The following is an 809-nucleotide window of genomic DNA, read 5'->3' as shown; positions in this document are numbered from 1 at the left end:
GGTTGTGGCAAGTTGTTGACCTCAAGAACGCAGCGGGGACCCGAGCACGCAGGCGGCTTGAAGTTCAGGTCGCCTGTTGCACGACCTGTCGCCACGTCTTGAAGGCCTCTTCTTGGTGAGAACGGCGCTGGGAAGCAGGGATGTTGGCGCGAGCGCAATGGTGAAGATTCGAGACTCGGGCGTGCAGGTTGAGGAAGCCTTGTACTCGTTGTCGTGACCTGAACCTTTGCTGCTGACGTTCCTGTCGTCGTGTGGGGCGGTGGGATTGCTCAATCAGATTGTTGCAACGGGCGGCGGAGATCACATGGACGTGCTCCACAGCGTGGAGCACGGGGAGCTCCCGCAGGGCAGCACCATAGCTCCAGAGTTTGTCGGTGTGGATGATCTCCGGCACGTCGTACTCCCCCAACAGCCGGCAGAAGAACGATTTGGCGGCCTTCGTGTCTCGGTGTTGCTGCAACAAGACGTCCAACACGGAGCCGTGTTCGTCGACCGCCCGCCATAGCCAGTGTTTGACGCCGCCGACGTCTACGCACATTTCATCAAGGTGCCACCGAGAACCACGTCGTGGTTCCCGGTGGCGGAGGCCCTGGGCGAAGAGATCGCTGAAGTGGATGCACCACGTGCGGATGGATTCACGAGTCACGCAGATGCCCCGCTCTAGCAGAAGTTCTTCGACATCGCGATAGCTCAGAGTAAATCGGTGGTAGAGCCACACAGCGTACCCAATGACCGCGAGGGGGAACCGGTAGCCGGGAAGCTTCTGACCGCTCAACACCGCGTCACCCTACCCCAACAACTTGCCACAA

Annotated in this window: 1 protein-coding gene; it reads right to left on the bottom strand. The window is 60.1% G+C overall.

Going from position 1 to position 809, the window contains the following annotated elements; all coding sequences use genetic code 11:
* Positions 1 to 64: 64 nt before the first annotated feature.
* On the bottom strand, positions 65 to 775 hold the full coding sequence (locus K7W42_RS22760; RefSeq protein WP_224577694.1) for an IS6 family transposase: 711 nt from the start codon (positions 773 to 775) through the stop codon (positions 65 to 67).
* Between the last annotated feature and the right edge of the window lie 34 nt (positions 776 to 809).

Source organism: Deinococcus betulae (genome assembly GCF_020166395.1).
Classification (GTDB): domain Bacteria; phylum Deinococcota; class Deinococci; order Deinococcales; family Deinococcaceae; genus Deinococcus; species Deinococcus betulae.
This window is presented reverse-complemented; position numbering and strand designations above follow the sequence as displayed.